This window comes from Sorangium sp. So ce302, from assembly GCF_051530145.1.
Taxonomy (GTDB): Bacteria; Myxococcota_A; Polyangia; order Polyangiales; family Polyangiaceae; genus Sorangium; species Sorangium cellulosum_B.
The window spans coordinates 12,841,753-12,860,558 of the sequence record NZ_CP150326.1; the positions used below are offsets into that span (position 1 = coordinate 12,841,753).

At 73.7% G+C, this 18,806-nt stretch carries 18 protein-coding genes; 11 read left to right on the forward strand and 7 right to left on the reverse strand.

All coding sequences use genetic code 11. The features are described from left to right. The first annotated feature begins 46 nt into the window (after nucleotides 1-46). Genes WME73_RS48570 through WME73_RS48585 form a run of 4 tightly spaced genes read left to right on the forward strand, consistent with a single transcriptional unit; the run spans nucleotide 47 to nucleotide 4,558 of the window. Nucleotides 47-772 carry an ABC transporter ATP-binding protein gene (locus tag WME73_RS48570; RefSeq protein WP_437914026.1) on the forward strand — a complete coding sequence of 242 codons (726 nt, stop codon included), beginning with the start codon at nucleotides 47-49 and terminating at the stop codon, nucleotides 770-772. Next, on the forward strand, nucleotides 769-2,025 hold the full coding sequence (locus WME73_RS48575) for an FtsX-like permease family protein (RefSeq protein ID WP_437914027.1): 1,257 nt from the start codon (nucleotides 769-771) through the stop codon (nucleotides 2,023-2,025). Before WME73_RS48570 ends, WME73_RS48575 begins: the two co-directional genes overlap by 4 nt. Then, complete coding sequence (locus tag WME73_RS48580) at nucleotides 2,022-3,227, forward strand: FtsX-like permease family protein (protein WP_437914028.1); 1,206 nt, start codon at nucleotides 2,022-2,024, stop codon at nucleotides 3,225-3,227. Before WME73_RS48575 ends, WME73_RS48580 begins: the two co-directional genes overlap by 4 nt. Further along, nucleotides 3,224-4,558, forward strand: a complete 1,335-nt coding sequence (locus tag WME73_RS48585) for a sensor histidine kinase (RefSeq protein WP_437914029.1) — start codon at nucleotides 3,224-3,226, stop codon at nucleotides 4,556-4,558. The genes WME73_RS48580 and WME73_RS48585 overlap by 4 nt, the downstream gene beginning before the upstream one ends. On the opposite strand, the gene WME73_RS48590 is transcribed toward WME73_RS48585, so the two are convergent. Continuing rightward, entirely contained in the window at nucleotides 4,551-5,981 is a 1,431-nt protein-coding gene (locus WME73_RS48590; RefSeq protein WP_437914030.1) for a sigma-54-dependent transcriptional regulator, read from the reverse strand. The genes WME73_RS48585 and WME73_RS48590 overlap by 8 nt on opposite strands. Before the next feature lie 35 nt (nucleotides 5,982-6,016). Then, nucleotides 6,017-6,628, reverse strand: a complete 612-nt coding sequence (locus WME73_RS48595; protein WP_437743083.1) for an NADPH-dependent FMN reductase — start codon at nucleotides 6,626-6,628, stop codon at nucleotides 6,017-6,019. A gap of 232 nt (nucleotides 6,629-6,860) precedes the next feature. Here WME73_RS48595 and WME73_RS48600 point away from each other — a divergent pair, with 232 nt between their 5' ends. Next, nucleotides 6,861-6,992 (forward strand): hypothetical protein, encoded by a 132-nt coding sequence (locus tag WME73_RS48600; RefSeq protein ID WP_437743084.1) that lies wholly within the window; start codon nucleotides 6,861-6,863, stop codon nucleotides 6,990-6,992. Then, entirely contained in the window at nucleotides 6,989-9,325 is a 2,337-nt protein-coding gene (locus tag WME73_RS48605; RefSeq protein WP_437914031.1) for a PAS domain S-box protein, read from the forward strand. The genes WME73_RS48600 and WME73_RS48605 overlap by 4 nt, the downstream gene beginning before the upstream one ends. A 27-nt stretch (nucleotides 9,326-9,352) precedes the next feature. On the opposite strand, the gene WME73_RS48610 is transcribed toward WME73_RS48605, so the two are convergent. Together WME73_RS48610 and WME73_RS48615 are read right to left on the reverse strand one after the other, a co-directional pair. Then, nucleotides 9,353-9,880, reverse strand: coding sequence for a hypothetical protein (locus WME73_RS48610; protein WP_437914032.1), 528 nt, complete (start codon nucleotides 9,878-9,880; stop codon nucleotides 9,353-9,355). Beyond that, nucleotides 9,877-10,794: a class I SAM-dependent methyltransferase gene (locus tag WME73_RS48615; protein ID WP_437914033.1), complete on the reverse strand. Its 918-nt coding sequence runs from the start codon at nucleotides 10,792-10,794 to the stop codon at nucleotides 9,877-9,879. Before WME73_RS48615 ends, WME73_RS48610 begins: the two co-directional genes overlap by 4 nt. 185 nt (nucleotides 10,795-10,979) lie before the next feature. Here WME73_RS48615 and tam point away from each other — a divergent pair, with 185 nt between their 5' ends. Next, the gene (gene tam, locus WME73_RS48620) at nucleotides 10,980-11,750 is read left to right on the forward strand and encodes a trans-aconitate 2-methyltransferase (protein ID WP_437914034.1); all 771 of its coding nucleotides are present in this window, start codon (nucleotides 10,980-10,982) and stop codon (nucleotides 11,748-11,750) included. Between the two features lie 18 nt (nucleotides 11,751-11,768). On the opposite strand, the gene WME73_RS48625 is transcribed toward tam, so the two are convergent. After that, nucleotides 11,769-12,149 (reverse strand): hypothetical protein, encoded by a 381-nt coding sequence (locus WME73_RS48625; protein ID WP_437914035.1) that lies wholly within the window; start codon nucleotides 12,147-12,149, stop codon nucleotides 11,769-11,771. Between the two features lie 119 nt (nucleotides 12,150-12,268). Here WME73_RS48625 and WME73_RS48630 point away from each other — a divergent pair, with 119 nt between their 5' ends. After that, nucleotides 12,269-12,922 carry an exonuclease domain-containing protein gene (locus WME73_RS48630; protein WP_437914036.1) on the forward strand — a complete coding sequence of 218 codons (654 nt, stop codon included), beginning with the start codon at nucleotides 12,269-12,271 and terminating at the stop codon, nucleotides 12,920-12,922. Here the strand turns inward: WME73_RS48630 and WME73_RS48635 are convergent. Next, nucleotides 12,858-13,364, reverse strand: a complete 507-nt coding sequence (locus tag WME73_RS48635) for a MarR family winged helix-turn-helix transcriptional regulator (RefSeq protein WP_437914037.1) — start codon at nucleotides 13,362-13,364, stop codon at nucleotides 12,858-12,860. The genes WME73_RS48630 and WME73_RS48635 overlap by 65 nt on opposite strands. A gap of 50 nt (nucleotides 13,365-13,414) precedes the next feature. Between WME73_RS48635 and WME73_RS48640 the strand changes: the two genes are divergently transcribed. From WME73_RS48640 to eutB, 3 genes are all read left to right on the forward strand, one after another. Beyond that, nucleotides 13,415-14,092 (forward strand): DUF4336 domain-containing protein, encoded by a 678-nt coding sequence (locus WME73_RS48640; RefSeq protein WP_437914038.1) that lies wholly within the window; start codon nucleotides 13,415-13,417, stop codon nucleotides 14,090-14,092. Nucleotides 14,093-14,171: 79 nt separating this feature from the next. After that, complete coding sequence (locus tag WME73_RS48645) at nucleotides 14,172-15,584, forward strand: ethanolamine ammonia-lyase reactivating factor EutA (RefSeq protein ID WP_437914039.1); 1,413 nt, start codon at nucleotides 14,172-14,174, stop codon at nucleotides 15,582-15,584. A 39-nt stretch (nucleotides 15,585-15,623) separates the two neighbouring features. After that, entirely contained in the window at nucleotides 15,624-17,825 is a 2,202-nt protein-coding gene (gene eutB, locus WME73_RS48650; protein WP_437914040.1) for an ethanolamine ammonia-lyase subunit EutB, read from the forward strand. Here the strand turns inward: eutB and WME73_RS48655 are convergent. Next, the gene (locus tag WME73_RS48655) at nucleotides 17,815-18,705 is read right to left on the reverse strand and encodes an AraC family transcriptional regulator (RefSeq protein ID WP_437914041.1); all 891 of its coding nucleotides are present in this window, start codon (nucleotides 18,703-18,705) and stop codon (nucleotides 17,815-17,817) included. The two genes, eutB and WME73_RS48655, sit on opposite strands and share 11 nt — an antisense overlap. Nucleotides 18,706-18,806 lie beyond the last annotated feature (101 nt).

Here is an 18,806-nt window from a genome sequence, read left to right on the forward strand (position 1 = left end):
TGGCCGTGAAGATAAAGTACCTGCATTTCCTGCCAAAGAGACCGACATGATACGGATGACGAACGTCACCAAGGTCTACCGGCGCGGCCTGTTCGAGACCCACGCGCTCGCCGGGTTCACGCTGCACGTCGCGCGCGGCGAGTTCCTCGCCGTGATGGGCCCCTCCGGCTCCGGAAAGACGACGTTCCTCAATGTCGCCGGGTTGCTCGATCCCTTCGACGAGGGCGAGTACCTGCTCGACGGGGAGCCGATGCAGGGCCTCTCGGATGCTCCTGCGAGCGCGATCCGGAACCGGAAGATCGGCTTCGTGTTCCAGAGCTTCCAGCTCATCAACGACCTCGACGTGCTCGACAACGTGGACGTGCCGCTGCGGGTCCGCGGCATGGGCGCGCGCGCAAGGCGCGAGCGCGCCTTGCGCGCGCTCGAGGACGTCGGCCTGAGCGCGCGGCTCCACCACCGGCCCAGCGAGCTCTCGGGCGGCCAGCAACAGCGCGTCGCGATCGCGCGCGCGCTGGTCGGTGAGCCCTCGCTCCTCCTGGCCGACGAGCCTACCGGCAACCTCGACTCCCGCTCGGCGCGGCAGATCCTCGATCTGCTCGAGCGCATCCACGCCGGCGGCACGACGATCGTCATGACCACGCACGACCCCGAGCTGGCGGCGCGGGCGCGCCGCAAGGTGCACGTGCTCGACGGCAAGCTCATCGATCCGTGGGCGCCCTCGGACCCCGGCGCGCGCGCGGAGGCGCCGGCGACGGCGGCGAGCCGCGAATGACGTTTGGCCACGCGCTCTGGCTGGCCCGGAGGAGCCTCGGGCGGCAGCCGGGCCATACCGCGATCCTGCTGCTGGCGTTCACGCTCGGCCTCGCGGTGTGGACGACGGCGCGCGCGGTCCTCCACGAGCGCACGTCCGACCCGCTGGCGTCCGCGCGCGATGTCTACCTCGTCTCCGTCCCGCACGAGGGCGGCGCGCCTGTGGCGCCTGGCGCGATCCATCCCCCGAGCCTGCGCGACCGCATCCTCCTCGGAAGCCCCCATCCCTCGCGCAAGACCGACCTCTTCGCGGCCATGGCCGCCGGCAGCGCCGACGGAGGTCCGCTCGTTCCGGTCGTGGTGGCATTCTGTACCCACGATCTGTTCGGGATGTTCGGGATTCCGGTCCGGAGCGGCGCGCTCTGGTCGCTGGCGGAGGGCGCCGGGGAGGATCGCCCGGTCGTGCTCACCGAGGCGGCCGAGCGCACGCTGTTCGGTGGGGCGAGCGGACTCGGGCGCACGCTGCGCCTGTTCGGAGAGTCTTTCCGGGTCGCGGGCGTCGTCGCCATCCCGGCCCCTCCCGGAGCGCGAGCCTCGCTTCATCCCATCGTCTTCGCGCCGAGCGCCGTGGGCATCGCGCTCGGCGTCCGGCCGCCGCTGATCCACGAGCGCGAGGACCCGAGCGGGGGCTTCGACGCGCTCGCGGCCTCCGACAACGGCTGGCTGGAGCTCCTGGTGGAGCTCCCCGACGAGGCCCGTCGGGCCGCGTTCCAGGCCGAGCTCGACGCCCACGTGGCCCGCGAGCGCGCCCGTGGCCGGCGCGTCCTCGAGGCCGACCTCGTGCCGCGCGAGCAAGTGCACGCGCTCCGCGTGGACGATCCGGGCACGACGCTCTTCGCCTTGCTCGCCGACGTGCTCCTCGGGGCCTGCACCCTCAACGCCGCGCGGCTCCTCGAGGGGAAATTCCGCGCAAAGCGCGCCGAGATCGCCATCTACCGCGCGTTCGGGGCGAGCTACCGCGCTGTCTTCCTCGAGCTCCTGCTCGAGGCGATGCTCGTGGCCGTCGGCAGCGCCGCGCTCGCCCTCGGCGTCGCCGTGGCCGCGCTCGCCCTCGTCAACCGCGTCATCCACCTCCGGCCGATCGACTACCACCTGGACGCGCCGACCTCGGCCGCGACGGTCGCTGCCGCGCTCGTCCTGGGCCTCCTCGCCGGGGGGTACCCGGCGTGGCGCGCGGCGAGGCAACCCCCGGCCGAAGGGCTCCGGCGCTCGTGATCGGCCCCATCGTCAGGGCGCTCGCCCGCCAGAAGATCCCCGCGCTCCTGATGGTGCTCGAGACCGCCTTCGGCTTCGCTGTCGCCGTGCACGCCTCGGGGCTCGCCCTCCACTACGCCCGCGCCGCCGCCGCGCCGCGCGGCATCGACACGCGGTCGCTGCTCCTCGCCATGACGGAGCGCGACGGACCGAGCTTCGCGTCCCGCGGCGAGCGCGAGGCCGCGGTCCGCCGCGACACCGAGGCCCTCTCGCGTGTCGTCGGCGTCCGCGGCGCCGCGGAGGCGAGCTCGGCGCCATTCAACATCACCCACCGGGAGCTCGTCGAGACGACCTCCCCGGGCGGTCCGAGCGCGATCGCGTGGATGCTGGACGACCGCGGCGGCGTCGCGGCCGTCCTCGGCCTGGCTCCGCTCGAAGGGCGCCTGATCGCCCCTGGGGACGCCGCGGACGCGGCGGCGACGCCCGCCGTCGTCACGCAGGCGCTCGCGGCGCGCCTCTTCCCGGACGGCCGCGCCATCGGGCAGATCGTGCGCCGGAGCGCCCGGCAGAAGCCGCTCGCCATCGTCGGCGTCGTTTCGCCGTTCCGCGCCGCCCTGGGGCCCGACGCCGACAGCGTGCTCTTCGCGGCCGAGGGGCCGCCGCTCGGCCGCACGCTCTCTTACCTGATCCGGGTCGAATCGGACGGTGAGGACGGCGACGGCGACGACCGCGCCGGCGCGCGGGTGCGCGAGGCTCTCGAGCGCGCCGATCCGCGCCGCGTCGTGCTCGTGCGCGCGCTCGACGAGGGCGTCGTCCTCGACACCCACACGAACCGCGGCGCCGGCGCCCTCGCCCTCACGCTGATCGGGATGATGCTCGTCGTCGTCTTCCTGGGGCGCATCGGGATGGCGTCGCTGCTCGTGTCAGAGCGCCGCCAGGCCCTCGGCATCCGCCGCGCCCTGGGCGCGACCCGCGCCGACGTGGAGCGCCTCATCCTCGTGGAGAACGCGCTGCTCACGACCGCTGGCCTCGCCGCGGGCGCCGCCGCCCTCGCCGGGCTCCGGGCCGCGGCGCGCGCGGCCGTCCCCGAGCTCGACCTGCCGCTGGATCTGCGCGCGGCCGCCCTGGTCGCCGTGGCCGTGTGGTTCGCCGGCATGGCGGCGGCGCTCCTGCCCGCGCTCCGCGCGAGCGCCGTCTCCCCCGCCGAGGCGTCGCGATCATGAGGCCGATCCGCGCGCCGCTCCGGGTACGCCACGCCGCGGTGGTGTTCCTGAGCTCCGCCGCCGCCTGCGCCGGGAGCCTGGCCGCGGCGCAGGCGCAGGTGTCCCTGCCGGTGTCCGCCCTTGCGGGGCTCGGGCTCGCCCTGGTCGCCGGCGCGCTCGCCTCCCGCCTCCTGCTCGGGCGCGCGGTCGGCCTGCTCCGCGCGGTGACCGATGGCCTCTCGAGCTTCGCCGAGTCCGACTACACGCAGCGCGTCCGGCACGACCGCCGGGACGAGCTCGGGGATCTCGTCGAGCGCCACAACCGCCTCGGCGACGCCCTGCGGGCGCAGCGCGACGACCTCTACCAGCAGGAGCTCCTGCTCGAGACGGCGCTCGACGCCACGCCCGTCGCGATGGTGCTCCACGACGAGGCGGGCCGGATCGTGTACGGCAACGGCGCCGCGCGCGCCCTCTTCGCCGCGGGCGAGCGCGTCGGCCAGAGGACGCTCTCCGCGCTGCTCGCGGGGGAGCCCGAGGAGCTCCGCGCCGCGATGGTCGCCGGGCGGGACGCCCTCGTGTCCGTCGAGCGCCGGGGCGAGATCGAGACGCTGTACGTCGCCCGCCGCGCGTTCCGCCTGAACACCCAGGCGCACGTCCTCGTCTCGGTCCGGTCGCTCACGCGCGAGATCTCGCGCCGGGAGGCGGAGCTCCACAGGAACGCGATCCGATTGATCAGCCACGAGCTCAACAACTCCCTCGCGCCGATCTCCTCGCTCCTCCACTCGGGCCGCCTCCTGCTCGATCGCCCGGAGCAGCGGGAGCGCCTCGGCGTGGTCTTCGACACCATCGAGGAGCGGAGCGCGCACCTCGCCCGCTTCCTCGCCGCGTACGCCGAGCTCGCGCGCCTCCCGCCGCCCGCCCCCGAGCGGGTCCCGTGGCGCCCCTTCCTCGAGCGGCTGCGCGGGCTCGCGCCCTTCACGCTGGGCGACGCGCCGGACGAGCCAGGCTTCTTCGATCCAGCGCAGATCCAGCAGCTCCTCCTGAACCTGCTCAAGAACGCGGTCGAGGCCGGGAGCCCGCCCGGCCAGATCGAGGTCTCGGTGCGGCGCCTCTCGACGGGCGAGCTCGCGCTCACGGTGGCCGACCGCGGCCACGGGCTGCCGGACGACGCCCCGGGCAAGGCGCTCCTGCCCTTCTACTCGACGAAGCAGCAGGGCCGCGGGCTCGGCCTCGCGCTCTGCCGCGAGATCGCGACCGCGCACGGCGGCGCGCTCGCGCTGCGGCGCCGCGAGGGGGGCGGGGCCGAGGCGGAGTGCCGCCTGCCGCCGCCGCCGGACGAGCGCGCTACTTGAGCTTCCGCTCGATCTGGATCCCGAGCCGGTCCATGCGCCGGTAGAGCCCCTGCCGGCTCAGGCCGAGCGACACCGCGGCCTTGGCGACGACGCCCCGCGCCTCGACGAGCGCGCGCTCGATCTCGAGGCGCTCGGAGGAGGTCGCGGAAGGCGCGGACGACGCGGCGTGCGCCGCGGGCGCGGCGCCGGTCGCGATGGGCGCCGGCGGCGCGCGCGCGACCGCGTCGAGCCCCAGGTCGTGCGGCTCGATCGTCTCGCCCTTGCGCACCAGCGCCGCGCGCGTGAGCCGGTTCTCGAGCTCGCGGACGTTGCCCGGCCAGTCGTGCTCGGCGAGCGCGTGGCGCGCGCGCGGGCCGAGCGTCACCCGCTCGCCGCCCGCCGCGCGCGCGGCGAGGCGATCGAGCAGGTGGCTCGCGATCGGCACGATGTCCTCGGGGCGATCGCGCAACGCGGGGATCGTCAACTCGATGACGTTGAGCCTGAAGTACAGGTCTTCGCGGAAGGATCCCTCGGCGATCGCCCGCGGGAGATCGCGGTTGGTCGCGCTCAGCACGCGCACGTCGGCCTTGCGGGTGACGCTGCTCCCGAGCCGCTGGTACTCGCCGGTCTGGAGGACGCGCAGCAGCTTCTTCTGGCCGTTCAGCGACAGCGTGCCGATCTCGTCGAGGAAGAGGGTGCCGCCGTCGGCCTCCTCGAAGCGGCCGGCGCGGAGGCGGGTCGCGCCGGTGAACGCGCCTGGCTCCGCGCCGAACAGCTCCGCCTCGACGAGCTCGTCGGGGAGGGCCCCGGCGTTCACCTTGACGAACGGCCGGCCCCGCCGCCGCGAGTTGGCCTGGACGATGGCGGCGAGGAGCTCCTTCCCGGTCCCGTTCGGCCCGGTGATGATGAGGACGGGCACGTCGGCGGGCGCGACCTTGACGGCGAGGCTCACGACCTCGTGCATCGCGTCGCTCGCGTACACGAGCCCGGCCAGGTCGTGGCGCTCGGCGAGCCTGTGCCGCGCGCGCCCGCGCTGGGCCAGGAGGCGCGCGTTCTCCTGCTCGAGCGCCCGCAGCCGCGCGAGGTTGCCCACGGTGGCGACGAGCTTCTGGTCGTCCCACGGCTTGGGCACGTAGTCGCTCGCCCCGGCCTTGATCAGCTCGACCGCGCCCGCGATCGACGTGAACGCGGTCATGGCCACGACGGGCAGCTCGGGGTCGACGGCCTTGATCCGGCGGAGCAGCTCCATCCCCTCTTCGCCCGAGGTGGCGCTCTGCCGGAAGTTCATGTCCTGGACCACGGCGCCGAGCTCGTCGCCGAGCACCGCCGCCATCGCCTCGTCGGGCGTGGCGGCGACGCGGACCTCGTGCCCGTGCAGCTCGAACAGCGTCGTCAGCGCGACGCAGACGGCGGGCTGATCGTCGATGACGAGGATCTTCGGCACCCGGCGAGACTAGCGTGTTCGCCCCCGGGGGCCCGTCACATCCCGTAGGGGTATTTGGCCAGGTCGATCACGCCGCTCGCGCGGACCTGCTGCAGGGCTCTCCCGTACTGGAGGAGCATGCCCAGCGCGTAGCGGAGCCGCTCGCGAATCCGCTCGTCGTCGGGGGATTGCGGCGCCTCCGGGTCGTTGAGGAGGCCGCGGACGTTGCGCACGATCACGTGGTCCGGGATGTAGCAAAGGTACGTGTTCTTGTAGCTGCTCATGCGCAGCTCCGCGATCGGGTAGGCGCCGCCCGCGCTCGCGGAGACCCCGACGATGAGCGCGGGCTTGTGCGCGAGCTCGCCCCGGGAGCAGAGGAGGAAGAAGTTCTTCAGTCCGGCGGGGACCATGCCGCCCCACTCCGGCGCGATGATCACGAAGGCGTCGGACGTCTTGAGCTCGGCGGAGATGGGGGCCCAGACGCGCTCCCATTTCTCGGACGGCTGCCATACCTCCGGGTCCCAGAGCGGAAGCGGGTTGTCGGCGAGATCGAGCGTGTACGTGGAGGAGACGTCCGTCGACGACGACAGCTGTTGCTGCACGTGGCGGGCGATCTTCCCCGATTCGGAGCCGTTGCGGTGACTGCCTGAGATGACAGCGAGCTTCATAGGGTCTTGCGTGCGGCCGGCGACGGATCGCGCGGCGCTCCTCGGTGATCGGTGGATTGTGGCGCGATGCTACCCCGCGCTCGCGCGGAGGGTCGAGGGGTTCGTCGGCGCGGGTGACCCTCGGCCCCGCGCCGCTCCGCGCGAGGCGCCGCGGTGAGAGGCCTCGTATCGAGGGGGCGCGAGAGGCGACTCCTGTCCACGTGGCGCTGTCGCGCGCCGCGCCAGAGCCGCTGTGAAGGGCCGAGCCGGCTCGATTCGCGAGCTGCCGGGGGGCGCGCCGTTGCTCTACGATGCCCGCGACGCCGCGTGCCTGGTGGCCGGTACGCAGGCCGGCGATCTCGGGGGCGTCGCGGGGGACGGGTGATATCGACTCAAGAAGAGCTGGAGGGCGCGGCGAGCGCAGCGCTCCCCGAGGGGGGAAGCCCTGGGTCGGGGGGGACGCGCCCGGGCGCGAGCGGGATCTGCGCGGACCTCGTGAGCGTGCGCGACCTGCTCCAGGCGATCGAGCTCGCCGGCGTGCCCCTCGTCATGGGAGATCCGGTGACGGCGCGGATCGTGGGGTGCAACCGGGCGTTCTGCGAGCTGACGGGCTACTCCGAGGCGGAGCTCCTCGATCGCCCCTTCGCCGACCTCACGCACCCTGACGATCGCCCGCGGGACGCCGCCACCTGCCTGCAGGCCCTGAACGGCGGGCACCTCGAGTGGCGCAGCGAGAAGCGCTACATCCGCAAGGACGGCCGCGTCTGCTGGGCGGTGGTGCGCGGCACGGTGATCAGGGACGAGCGCGGCAAGCCGGTGCGGACGATCGGCGTGGTCAAGGACATCACCGAGCGCAAGCAGGCCGAGGAGACGCGGCGCTGGAGCGAGGACCGTTACCGCGGCCTCGTCGAGGCCACCGAGGAGGTCGTGTGGACGACGACGCCGGAGGGGCTCACGCAGCAGCACTCGCCGCACTGGTGCTCCGTCACCGGCCAGAGGCCCGAGGAGATGCTCGGGGTCGGGTGGCTGGCCGTCGTTCACCCGGACGACCGGGAGCGGACGATGCAGACCTGGACCCGCGCCGTCGAGGCGAAGGCGCGCTACGAGGTCGAATACCGGATCCGGGCCGCCGACGGCAGCTACCGGCGGACGCAGGCCCGGGCGGTGCCGCTGCTCGATGCGGAGGGGCGCGTGCGCGAGTGGGTCGGGATGAACATCGACATCACCGACCGGCGCCAGACCGAGGAGCGCTTCCGCGCGGCCCAGGAGCTCTCGCTCGACGCGTTCGTCGTGCTCCGGGCGGTGCGCGACGCCGGGGGCCAGATCGTCGATTTCCTGTTCGATTTTGCGAACCCGGCGGCCGGGCGGCTCCACTGCGTGCCCCTGGACGCGCTCATCGGCCGTCGGCTCCTCGACGTGATGCCCGATCAGCGGGCGGCGATGTTCCCGCTCTACGCGCGGGCCGTCGAGACCGGCGAGCCGCACGACACCGAGGTCGAGCTCACGGCCGGCGGGCACCGCGTGTGGGTGCGCAACATGGCCGTGAAGGTCGGCGACGGCGTGGCCGTCTCCTGCCATGACATCACCGCGCGCAAGCAGGCCGAGCAGGCGCTCCTGGAGGCCGATCGCCGCAAGGACGAGTTCCTCGCGATGCTGGCGCACGAGCTCCGGAACCCGCTCTCGGCCATCCAGTTCTCGCTCAGCGTCTCGCAGATGCCCTCGGTCCCCGAGCCGCGGCGTGCGTGGGCGCGGTCGGTCATGCAGCGGCAGCTGTGCCAGCTCGGCCGCATGGTCGACGATCTGCTCGACGTCTCGCGGATCACGCGCGGCAAGATCGCGCTGCAGCAGGCGCCGCTCGATCTCCGCGACGTCGTCCGCCAGGCGGTGGCGGCGGCCGCGCCGCTGATCGACGCCTCGAAGCACGAGCTCTCGCTCGACGTCGGCCCGCGGCCGCTCCCGGTGTTCGGAGACTCCGCGCGCCTGGAGCAGGTGATCGTCAACCTCCTCACGAACGCCGCGAAGTACACCCACGAGGGCGGGCGCATCTGGCTCTCCGCGGGCCAGGAGGAGGCGGAGATCGTGGTCCGGGTGAAGGACACCGGGGTCGGCATCCCGGCGGAGATGCTGCCGCGGATCTTCGGCCTGTTCGAGCAGGCGCACCCCACGCTCGACCGCGCGCGCGGCGGGCTCGGGCTCGGGCTCACGCTCGTGAAGCGGCTCGTCGAGATGCACCGGGGCTCGGTGTCGGCCGCGAGCGACGGCGACGGCCGCGGCAGCGAGTTCATGGTCCGCCTGCCGGCCGTCGAGGCGGCGGCCGAGCCCGGGGAGGCCGCCGAGCCGGCCCCGAGCGCGCGCCCGCGGCGGGTCCTCATCGTGGACGACAACCGCGACCACGCGTTCGCCCTGGCGATGCTCCTGGAGCAGGCTGGCCACGCGATCGGGCTGGCGCACGACGGGGCCTCGGCGCTGGAGATGGCGCGCAGCTTCGCGCCCGACGTGGTCCTGCTCGACATCGGCCTGCCGGAGATGGACGGCTACGAGGTCGCCCGGAGGATGCGGCGCTGGCCGGGCGCGAGGGAGCTGAAGATCATCGCGTTCACCGGTTACGGCCAGCCGGACGATCTGCGCAGATCGAGGGAGGCCGGGTGCGACGCCCACCTGGTCAAGCCGATCGCTCCCGACGTGCTGCTCGCGCACCTCGCGCGCGGCGAGGGGTAGCGGCCGGAGCCGCTTGAGGAGGACCGTTTACGAAGGCTCGAAGGGGACGGGCCGGCCGCGGCGCCAGCCGCGCCCGAGGAGCCGCTCGATGAGGCCGATCGTCAGCGCCGAGGCGAGCGTCAGGGCGGCCGTCTCCGCGCGCGCGGCGGCCAGCGCGGCGAGGAGCGCGCCCGCGGCGAGGACCCAGGGGCGCACCATGGTGAGCGGGCCCAGGATCGTCACGCTGGCGAGCACGCGCGCCTCGTGGACGGGCAGCGCGTAGGCGAGCAGGGCGGTGCAGACGAGGGTGGCGTAGGCGCCGTAGACGAGGATCAGGCGCCGTCCGGCCGCGAGCAGATCGATCCAGAGGCCCGCGGGGTCGGGCGCGAGCCCGAGCACGGCGAAGGTGAGGGCCGCGAGCGCGGCGACGGCGAGGAGCCCTGCGAGGGTGCCGCGGCGGACGGCGCGGAGGAAATAGGCGCGCTTCTCGATGCGCGGGTTGCGGCCGGCGGCGTCGCGAAAGCCGCAGAACGCCGCGTCGACCAGGGCGAGCAGGGCGAGCAGCGCGGGGATCACGAGAACGCCCCGAGCCGGCGGCCGGCGCGCGGGCCGAGCTGCTCGGCGAAGGGCGCGCGCAGGTCGGGGCGGAGGCCGATCACCGCGTGCATGATGCGCAGGACGGGAAAGGGCCCGACGTGGCCGTCGAACAGCGCGGAGGAGAGGCCCTCGGCGCCCGCGCGCGCCGCGGCGAGGAGCGCGTCGCCGGCGTGGGCGCGGAGGGCGGAGAGGACGCCGTCGTGGCGGGAGAGCGGCTCGCGCATGCGGGCCTGGTGGAAGATCCAGGCGCCGAGGGGAGACAGGTGGCTCGGCTTGATGTCGAAGTGGAGGAACGCGAGGGCGCCGGCCCTGGCCTGCTCGCGGAAGAACGACACGAGGGCGTCGCCGCGGAAATGGTGGACGACGCCGGTGGACAGGAAGACGGTGGCGGGCTCGCGCAGCGTGAACGCGTTGGCCACGTGGAAGCGGCACGGGAGGCCCTCGTCGGTGGCCGCCGCGCGCGCATTGTCGATCAGCGCGCGGTTGTAATCGCAGCCCACGAGCTCGACGTCGGCGCCCAGCGCCCCGCGGGCGGCGAGCCAGCGGACGACGTAGCCGAGCCCGCAGCCCACGTCGACGACGCGCAGGGGGCGGGGCGCGCCGGCGGCGCGAAGCGCGTCGAGCAGCGGCGCGAGCACGAAGCGGACGCGCGCTCCCTGGTCGAACTCCTCGGACAGGCGCTGCAGCTCGGCGTGGACGCGGAGCAGGAGCGCGTCGACGGCGGCCTCGTCGAGGAGATCGTCCCGCGCCGGCAGCCGCGCGGCGAGCCGGGCTGCGCCGGGGCGGCCTGCGGCGCGGAGGCGCTCGACCACCGCGCTCCGGCGCACGGGCAGGCGCGCGAGGGTGTCGGGATCGTAGTCGACGAGGAGATCGGAGATCTCCGGAGCATCCACCGGCGCGAGGGTGCCGCTCCCGTGCGGGGATGTCCAGCGCGGCGCTCGGCGGCTCCTGCGCTGTCGCCGCCGGGGTCGTCCTCGGTTTCTGCGTCGACAGGCGCGCCCGGATCTGCTGGAAGTAGGGAAAGGAAACGGCGGCGGGTGGGCTCACGCTCTGCCGCGCTGGATCGGTGGAGGGCGCAATGGCGGACTGGGATCCTGCGCAGTACCTGAAGTTCGAGGACCAGAGGGCGCGTCCTGCGATTGACCTGCTCGGCCGGGTCGACCTCACCGCGCCGGGCGACATCGTCGATCTCGGGTGCGGGGCCGGCAACATCACCCGCCTCGTGGCGCAGCGCTTCCCGGGCCGGGGGATCCTCGGGGTCGACAGCTCTCCGGAGATGCTGGCGCAGGCGCGCGCCGCGCTGCCCGGGGCGCGGTTCGTCGAGGGTGATATCGCGCGCTTCGCGCCGTCCGCGCCGCCCGCGCTGATCTTCAGCAACGCCGCGCTGCACTGGCTCGACGACCACCAGGCGCTGTTCCCGGCGCTGCTCGGGCGGCTCACGGCCGGCGGCGTGCTGGCGGTGCAGGTGCCGAGGAACCACGGCGCGCCGTCGCACGCGGCGATGGTGGAGGCGAGCCGGTTGCCTCGCTTCCGCGACAAGCTGGCGGCGGTGGTGAGGGAGAGCCCGGTCGCGGCGCCAGCGGCGTATTACGGGATGCTGGCGCCGCACGCGGCGCGGCTCGAGATCTGGGAGACGGAGTATCTGCACGTCCTCGAGGGCGCGAATCCGGTCGTCGAGTGGACCAAGGGGACGGCGCTGCGGCCGCTGCTCGCGGCGCTCGATGAGCACGAGCGGGCCGAGTTCCTGGAGGAGTACGGCGGGCGGGTGGCGGCGGCGTATCCGAAGGCGGCGGACGGGAAGACGCCGTTTCCGTTCCGGCGGTTGTTCCTCGTCGCCACGGCGCGGTGAGCGCCGCCTCCGCGCGGATCAGGGCGTGTACTCGATGGCGCCGACGCCTTCGGCCTCGGGGAGCACGGTCACGAGCGCCTGCGCCCCGACGGAGGCTGACGAGAGCGAGGAGCGGATGGCGACGAGCCATGTCCGGTCGCTCCTGCGCGCGACGAGGATGGCGCAGCGCTCGCCCTGGGGCGTGCCCGCGCGCGCCTCGGCCTCCTGGACCACGCGCGCCTCGGAGGCGTCGCAGCCCTGGACGTCGAACTTGCGGTTCAACAGCGCGGTGAGCGCCATGCTGGCGGCCTTCTTCGCGGTGACCTCTTCGGCCGTCGGGGCCGCGGGGGGCGGCGCCGGGGCGCACCCGGCGGAGAGCGCTGCGAGGAGGGGTATCCACCGTGCGATGGGGCGTGTCACGGCGCTGTCCTATCGCGGCGGCGCCGCCACGGGAAGCCCTCGGCGTGTCCGGAATCGTGTCCGGGTCCTCCGGTCATCGCGACCGCAGACTACCCGCAACGAATTCAAGGAGAACGCCGATGTCTTCCCTCACTCACTACCTGGTCATCGATCTCGAGGCGACCTGCAGCGACGACCCCGCCTTCCCCCGCGACGAGATGGAGATCATCGAGGTCGGCGCCGTGCTCGTCGATGCCGGCACCCTGCGACCCGCCGCCGAGCTGCAGTGCTTCGTGCGCCCGATCCGACACCCGCGCCTCTCGGCGTTCTGCATGCGGCTGACGAGCATCCGCCAGGCCGACGTCGACGCCGCGCCGCGCTTCCCCGCGGCGGCGGCGCGGCTGAGAGAGCTGGTGCGCGGAAGACAGGCGCTCTTCTGCTCCTGGGGCGGCTACGACAAGCGGCAGCTCGAGCGCGACGCTCGCCGCCACGGGGTGGCGCTGCCCTTCGGCGGCGATCACCTCAACCTCAAGCGGGCCTTTGCCCGCCGCCTCGGCGCCGAGCGCGAGCTCGGCGTGGGGCAGGCCCTGCGCCGGGTCGGCCTCTCGTTTCAGGGGACGCAGCACCGCGCCATCGACGACGCGCGCAACATCGCGCGGCTCCTGCCGCACGCGCTGGGCCTCGAGCCCCACCCCGCCGGCGCTCCCGGGAGCCCCGCCGCGCCGGCGCTCACCGGCCCTCCGGCGGCGTCTCCGGGGCCTCCGGCGCCTCCAGCGCCGCGAGCAGCGCGGTGAGCCCCTTCTTCAGCGAGGCCATCTGCTTCTCCCCCAGGGCTCGCGTGAGCTCCTCCTCCAGCTCCTGCAGCACCCCGAGCCCGTAAAGGAGCATCTTCAGCCCGTGCGGCGTGAACCGCACCCGCTTCGCCCGCCGGTCGTCCGGATCGGGCGTCCGCTCCACCACGCCCGCCGCCTCGAGCTCCTCCACGAGCTGACCCACCGCCTGCTTCGTCACGCCGGCGCGCTCCGCCAGGTCGATCTGCCGCGTGCCCTCGAGATCGATGTACGGCATGAGCGCCGTGTGCGCCCGGCGCACCCCGGTCGCGCCGCGCCGGGCGACGCGCGCCACCGCCCGCTCGTCGAACAGCCGCGCCGAGCGGAGCAGGAGCTGCCCGAGGCTCGCGCGCTTGCGCCGCTCGAGCTCGGCGACGTCGCATGGATCGAGGTCGTGTTTGTTCATGATAGTCAATTTGCTTGACCAAATGGTCAAGCTGATTTACCAATTGGAGCATGCTGCGACGGCTCGATCAATCCCTCTGGGTTGCGGAAGACACGTTGAAGGTGGGGTTTCTCCGGTTTCCGGTGCGATCTCCGATCGTGCGCCTCGAGGACGGCGGGCTGCTGCTGTTCTCGCCGCTCCCGAGCGTGGAGCGGGAGGCGGACGAGATCCGCGCGCTCGGCGAGGTGCGGGCGATCGTGGCGCCGAACCTGCTGCACCACCTCGGCCTCTCGCCGGCGGCGCGGCTGTTCCCGGGGGCGCGGCTGGTCGGCGCGCGGGGGCTCCGCGAGAAGCGCCCTGACGTGACGTTCACCGGCGCGCTCGACGGCGCGCCGGACCCGCTCTGGTCGGCCGAGATCGACCAGGTGGCGGTCGGCGGGATGCCGAAGCTCGAGGAGACGGTCTTCTTCCACCGGCCGAGCAGGACCCTCTTCGTCTGGGATCTCTGCTTTCACATCGCGCAGAGCGAGCACCTCCCGACGCGCCTCTTCATGCGCCTGAACGGCGCCTACGGGAGGTTCGGCCCGTCGCGCATCGCGCGCTCGATGATGCGCGATCACGCGGCGGTGCGCGCTTCCGTGGAGCGGATGCTCGCGTGGGCGCCGGAGCGCATCGTGGTGGCGCACGGCGACGTCGTCGAGCGCGGCGGTCGAGCCGCGCTGCAGGGCGCGTTCGAGCGGGTGCTCTGACGTCCCTGACGCGGAGCGGCGCGCGGGCGCCGGTGCGGTAGGACTGGGGCCTGGCCATGAAGATAACGAAGGTCCGGTGATGGGCGCCCAGGTCACCCTGCTCGGCCTGGATTTCGGCTCCACCACGAGCTGCGCCGTGGCCGCCTCGGCGACGCTCACGCGCGCCGCGGGCAGCGGACGGGTGGAGCTCGGCGCGCTGGAGGAGCGGTACCGATCGGAGATGGCGCTGACGCCCCTCGCCGGCGACGCCCTCGATCTCGACGCCGCGGCGGCGCTCCTCGATCGCTGGCTCGCCGAGGCGGGCGTGGCGCCCGGGGCCCTCTTCGGCGGCGGCGCGATCATCACCGGCCTCGCCGCGCGCCGGAGCAACGCCGACGCGCTCGCGGCGCTGATCCGCGCGCGCGTCGGCGAGGCGCTGCTTGCCGTCGCCGAGGACCCCTGCCTCGAGTCCTGGGTGGCCTTCATGGGCAGCGCCGCTCCCCTGTCGCGCGCGCGCCCCGGCGAGCCCGTCGTCAACCTCGACATCGGCGGCGGCACCACGAACCTCGCGCTCGGCCTGGCCGGCGAGGTCCAGCGCACCGGCTGTCTTCTCGTGGGCGCGCGGCACGTCGCGCTCGACCCGCGCTCGCGCCGCCTCCGCGCGCTCTCGCCCGAGGCCCGCGCCGCCTTCGACCACCTCGGGCTACGCCGCGGCCCGGGCGAGGTGCTCCCGCAGGCCGAGGCCGAGGCCGTCGTCGCCTTCTACGTGGATCTGCTCGAGGCGGCGATCGCGGGGCGCGCCGGCGCCTTCGACACGCCCGTGGCCGCGCGCCACGTGCAGGTGCCCTTCGCGCTGCCGGAGGGGATCGCGGCGCCCACCCTCACGTTCTCCGGGGGCGTGGGCGAGCTGATCTACGCCGGCCTGGCCGGGCGCCCCCTGCCGGAGCCGGCTCACCACGGCGATCTCGGCGTGGACCTCGCCCGCGCGATCCTCGCCTCCCCCCGGCTGAGCGCGCGGGTGGCGACGCCGGCCAGCATGGGCCGGGCCACGGCGTACGGCCTGCTGCGCCACGCCACCCAGCTCTCCGGCGCGACGCTGTTCCTCCCGCGCCCCGAGCGCTTGCCCCTGCGCGACCTGCCCATCCTGGCGCGCCTCTCGCCCGCCTCTTCCGACGCCGAGCTCGATCACGCCGTGGACCTCTTCCGCCGGAGCACCCGCGGCGGCTCTCTGGAGATCGCCCTCGACGACGTCTCGGCGACCACCCTCAAGCGCCTCGGCGCGCGCATCGCCGGCGCGCTGCGCCGGGCCGGACCGATCCCCGAGCACCCCCTCGTGCTGCTCACCGCGCAGAACGCGGGCAAGACGCTCGGGGGCTACGTGACCGGCTGGGGCGCGCTGCCGATCGACCTCCTCGTCATCGACGAGGTGCAGGCGCACGGCGCTCGGTTCGTCCAGGTCGGCCGCCTGTGCGATCAGGTCCTGCCCGTCTCGTTCTACGGGATGACGCCATGACGTCGCTCGGCGAACCTTCCGTGAAGGGAGGAGCGCGCCGTGAAGGAACCGACCCCGCTCGATCGGATCGAGGTCCCTCGCCCCCGGACCGACGTTGTCTATGCGGCCCGCCTGCCTGGCCACGGCGGCTCGTTCCGCGGCTTGAAGCGGCTCCTCGGCGCCGCCGACTGCAGCAAGGCCGGCGATCGCCAGGCAGGCCTCGCGGCGAGCGACGACGCGGCGCGGGAAGCCGCGCGGGAGCTGCTCGGCGAGCTGACCCTGGAGCACCTCCACGATCACCCGCTCACCGACGCGCGGGGCGAGATCGACGCGGTGATGCGCGTCAATTACGACATCGACCGCGACGCCTTCGCCCGGATCGCCTCGCTGCGCCTCGGCGAGCTCAAGGACCACCTGCTCCGCGCGCCCGGCCCGGAGGTGGCGCGCCTCGGCCGCGCCCTGACCGGGGTCATGGCCGCGGCGCTCGCCAAGCTCTGCGACGTGCACGAGCTCGTGTACCTCGCCCGCAAGATCAGCCGCCCGACCCGCGCCCGCACGCTCCTCGGCGCCCCGGGCACGCTCGCCTCGCGCCTCCAGCCGAACCACCCCACCGACGATCTCCGGGGCATCACCCTGCTGCTCTACTGGGGCCTTTCCCTCGGCGCCGGCGACGCGCTGCTCGGCGTCAACCCCGCGTCCGGCACGGTGGAGACCACCGCCGCGATCCTCCGCCACCTCGACTGCATCCGCCGCGCGACCGGCGTCCCCACGCAGATCTGCTGCCTGTCTCACCTCAAGGTGCAGCTCGCCGCGCTCGACCAGGGCGCGCCCGTGGAGATCCTCTTTCAGAGCCTGGCCGGCACCGAGTCCTGCTGTGTCACCGAGTTCGACGTCACCGTGGATCTCATCGACGAGGGTTATCGCCGCATGGCCGCGCGCGGCCCGCTGGCGGGCCAGGCCGAGCAGTTCATGTATTTCGAGACCGGCCAGGGCAGCGAGCTCACGTACGGCAAGCACGACGGCATCGACATGGCCACGGCCGAGGCGCTCTGTTACGGCCTCGCCCGCCGCTGGGACCCGTTCATGCTCAACAACGTCACCGGCTTCATCGGCCCGGAGACGCACCTCGACGACCGCGAGATGATCCTCGCGAACCTCCAGGACCATTTCATGGGCAAGCTCCTCGGCGTGCCCATGGGCATGGCCCCTTGTTACACCCTCCACGCCCACGTCACGCTGGAGGGCCAGCAGATGGCGACGCAGCTCCTCACCGCCGCGGGCGCCAACTACTACATGGATGTCTGTCTCAACACCGATCGCATGCTCGCCTATTTCGACACGAGCGGGCATGACGTGCAGACGTTGCGGGAGATCCATGGCCGCGCGCCCGGCGGCGAGTTCCTGGAGTGGGCCCTCGCGCGGGGCATCCTGGCGCGTGCGGGGGAGGGGCAGGGCGAGGCGGACGCGATCACCCGCGGGCCGCGCTTCGGCGACGTGCGGCAGTTCTGCCCGGACGAGGCCGAGCTGGCCGAGCTGCTCGCGGCCACGCCCGCCGCCTATGGCTTCGCCACCGCCGGCCCGCGCCCGGCCAACGCGGTGAGCCGCCGCGGTCGCCGCGACGAGGCCATCGCGCGGGCGGCGCTCGCCACCGAGCTGCGCGAGGACGAGCTGGCCCGCGTCGCCGCGTTCCGCCTCATCGCCACGACGGCGGCCAGCAAGGGAGAGCACCTCGGCTCCGCCGACGCGGGGGCGCGCCTCTCCCCGGAGAGCGCCGCCCGGCTCGCGCCGGAGGAGGCCGAGGTGCAGATCGTGGTGTCGGACGGCCTGAGCGCCGAGGCCGTCCACCGCAACATCCCTGACCTGCTCCCGGTCCTGCTGGACGGCCTGGGGGCGCGCGGCGTGACCGTCGGCCAGCCGCTGCTCGCGCGTTACGGCCGGGTGAAGCTCGCGGAGGCCGTCGCCGAGCGGCTCGCGGCGCGGCTGGTCATCGTGCTGCTCGGCGAGCGCCCGGGGAGCGGCGAGCAGGCGTCGAGCAGCCTCTCGGCCTACCTCGCCTACCGCCTCACGCCCGGCGCGGACCAGGAGGCGGCCGCCGCCTTCAGCGGCAATCCCATGATCGGCTTCGAATACACGGTGATCTCCAACATCCACGCCGGCGGGCTGCCCGCCGCGGAGGCGGGGGGCGTGATCGTCGAGAAGGTAGTGGCGGTGCTCGGCCACCGCGCGGCAGGTAACCGGCTGGAGGCCTCGCTCACCGGCTAGCGCCGCGGGCCAGCAATCCTGCCGGGATGTCGTGCTTCGGCGATACGCCGAACTTGCGCGTGTAATCGCGGCTGAACTGCGCCGCGCTCTCGTAGCCGACGTCGAACGCCGCCGCGGAGACCGAGATCGCGCCGGCGCGCAACAGGCGGCGGGCCTCGAGGAGCTGCAGGCTCTTTCGATACTGGAGCGGTGACGACGCCGTGATCGCCTTGAAGTGCTTGTGAAATGAAGACGCGCTCATCCCGACGCTGCGCGCGAGCTTCGGGATCTCGACGGGCGAGCGAAAGTCACGCCGCAGCTGTGCGATCGCGCGCGCGATCGCGCTGGCGTGGCTGTCATGGCGGATCAGGTCGCGCAGCATGCCGCCAAACGGTGCCGTCGCGAGCCGGTAGTGGATCTCGCGCGAGACGAGCGGACCAAGCACCGCTGCGTCCGTCCGCGCGCCCGCGAGCGCGAGATAGCGATGGAGCGCGTCGACGAGCCTGGCATCGCAGGTGTGGACCGCGAGCGAGCGAGGCTGCGCGGCATAGGGAAGCGCGTCGGCCATCGCTTCGACCAGGTCGCGCAGCGTATCCAGCTCGACATCGAAGAGCAGCACGAGGTACGGGGCCTTCGTGACGCGTGCGATCACCGGAAGGTCGTGGCTGATGAGCAGACACTCGCCAACGCTCATCGGAAACGAATCGGCTCCCAGCACCGTCTCTTTTCGCCCCTGGAGCACAAGGCCCATGACCGGCTCGTAGACCGCGGCTTCGAACGATGTCGGCTGGTGGTGCCGGAGGATGCCGAGGTTCTTCAGCGGTCGCACGTACTGGCTAGCGCGGTCCTTCGGGCGAGGGAGCTGGCTTGCAGCGAGCTCGGCGAGCGCCGCCAGGTTCATGTGGCGAGCGTAGCACCATCGCGCTTTTGTGTCTCCGGCGAGAGGATCGAGCAAGAAGCAGAGAGCTACCGGCAAGCACCCCGCGACGTGCGGTCGTACAT

Excerpts from the sequence above, each read along its gene's own strand:
- WME73_RS48570 (WP_437914026.1), top strand. The coding sequence starts at position 47 with ATGATACGGATGACGAACGTCACCAAGGTCTACCGGCGCGGCCTGTTC.
- WME73_RS48575 (WP_437914027.1), top strand. The coding sequence starts at position 769 with ATGACGTTTGGCCACGCGCTCTGGCTGGCCCGGAGGAGCCTCGGGCGG.
- WME73_RS48585 (WP_437914029.1), top strand. The coding sequence starts at position 3,224 with ATGAGGCCGATCCGCGCGCCGCTCCGGGTACGCCACGCCGCGGTGGTG.
- WME73_RS48595 (WP_437743083.1), bottom strand. The coding sequence starts at position 6,628 with ATGAAGCTCGCTGTCATCTCAGGCAGTCACCGCAACGGCTCCGAATCG.
- tam (WP_437914034.1), top strand. The coding sequence starts at position 10,980 with ATGGCGGACTGGGATCCTGCGCAGTACCTGAAGTTCGAGGACCAGAGG.
- WME73_RS48630 (WP_437914036.1), top strand. The coding sequence starts at position 12,269 with ATGTCTTCCCTCACTCACTACCTGGTCATCGATCTCGAGGCGACCTGC.
- WME73_RS48635 (WP_437914037.1), bottom strand. The coding sequence starts at position 13,364 with ATGAACAAACACGACCTCGATCCATGCGACGTCGCCGAGCTCGAGCGG.
- WME73_RS48640 (WP_437914038.1), top strand. The coding sequence starts at position 13,415 with ATGCTGCGACGGCTCGATCAATCCCTCTGGGTTGCGGAAGACACGTTG.
- WME73_RS48645 (WP_437914039.1), top strand. The coding sequence starts at position 14,172 with ATGGGCGCCCAGGTCACCCTGCTCGGCCTGGATTTCGGCTCCACCACG.
- WME73_RS48655 (WP_437914041.1), bottom strand. The coding sequence starts at position 18,705 with ATGAACCTGGCGGCGCTCGCCGAGCTCGCTGCAAGCCAGCTCCCTCGC.